The 1,668-nt window shown below is 61.8% G+C and carries 1 protein-coding gene and 1 pseudogene; both read left to right on the top strand.

Going from position 1 to position 1,668, the window contains the following annotated elements; genetic code table 11:
- Positions 1 to 734: TonB family protein (locus EGI20_RS13270; protein WP_498632038.1), on the top strand; the 734-nt coding region annotated here is incomplete at its 5' end.
- Positions 735 to 888: 154 nt separating this feature from the next.
- Positions 889 to 1,668, top strand: a pseudogene (locus EGI20_RS13265) (cell division protein ZipA C-terminal FtsZ-binding domain-containing protein); the annotation flags it as partial.

Genomic DNA, 1,668 nt, shown 5'->3' with positions numbered 1-1,668 from the left:
TGTCACGCCCGTTTGGCGGCTGGTGCGGCGACCGCATCGGCGGCGGCATCAGCGTGATTGCCTGCTACGCCGTACTGGTTATCGGGACAATAGGCGTGATCGCCAGCCTGCCGGACGCACAAAGTCGCGGCTCGTTCTGGCTGTTTCTGGCCATGTGCCAGCTCTTGTTTCTCGCCGCCGGCATCGGTAACGGAGCCGCCTACCAGCTCGCGCCCAAGGTCTTTATGCTGCAGGCCGGACGCGAAGCCCACGCCCGAGGTGAAACCGTGGCGCAAACCTATCAGCGCGGCACACGCCGCGGCACGGCGGCCATGGGGGTCAGCTCGGTGATGGCAGCCTTCGGCGGCTTTGTGATTCCCGAAACCTTCGGCTATTCGCTGGAAACCGCTGGCAGCTTCGTGCCGGCCTTTGTACTGTTCCTGCTGTTTTATCTGCTCTGCGCCGCCATTGCCTGGCGCTGCTATGCGCGCGCGGGCGCGCTGGACAATCCTGCCCCGTCCTATCCGGAACGCTCGCGCGAGCGCGGCGAAGAAGGTCGGGTGGTATTGCGGGTAGAGGTCGGAGCCGATGGCCGCGTACGCGATATCGCTATCTTGCAGAGCAGCGGTTTTCCACGGCTGGATCGCGCGGCGCGCGATGCCGTCGAGCGCTGGCGCTTTACTCCGGCCAGACGCGGCAATAGCGCAGTGGCCGACCGCGTCGATGTGCCCATCCGCTTCCGCCAGACCGATTAACAGGGCTCCGTTGACGGGCGGAAAACACACGCCATGGTCCGCTTATTCGCCACACTTTGCGAGCGCACAAAATCATTAAAAACCAAAGCCGTTTGCATGACGGGCTTTGATATAATATTGTCCCGTCTATTAGCCGTATTGTGGATAAAGCTGAATGAGCGAATTACAGATCGGCTTGCTGATGCTGGGCGGCGCATTTATCGCGCTGGTACTCGGCATTAACTGGTATCAGGAATGGCGCTTCAAAACGAAGACCCGCCAGGCTTTTGCCCGCGAGCACTCCGACGTTTTGCTGGACGTGCCGAAAAATCAGGTGCGCGACGGCGTGGCCAACGATCGTCTCGAGCCGGTGCTGACCACAGCGCTGGATCTGCCGGACTTGCCCGAGCCATCCGGTAATATGGCGTCCCGAAGCGCCGAGGCGCCCGCGCTTGAGCTGCCGGCTGAGCCGCTGCCCGAGCCGGAGGCTATCCGTCTGGATATGCCGACCCCCATGGATGCCGATGACCATCAGGCACTGGTGGTCGCCATGCTGGATCCGTCGCTGGACTTTATTGCCGAAGTGGTTTTCCGTCAGCCTTTCCAGCTGAACGCCCTGCCGCGCTTTGCCGTGGCCAAGCGCGTGCAGCAAATCGGCCGCACCGAGCATGGCCTGTGGAAACAGGCGGAGGCACTGCCTGGCGTGCGTTACAAGCAACTGAATATCGCGCTGCAGTTGGTGGATCGCAGCGGCGCGGTCAATGAACAGGAAATCGCCAGCTTCTGCCAGCAAGTGGCACGCTTTGCCGAAGAAAACGAAGCGGCAGTCAGCTTTCCGCAACGCGCACAAAAACTGGTTGCCGCACGCGAGCTGGATCATTTCTGCGCCGATGTCGACATGCTGATCGGCATCAATATCCTGCCGCGCGCGCCGATCAATGGTGCCGAGTTGCGC

Source organism: Aquitalea sp. S1-19, assembly GCF_024343515.1.
The sequence above is the reverse complement of the archived record's forward strand: the minus strand, read 5'-3'. Positions and strand labels throughout refer to the sequence as shown.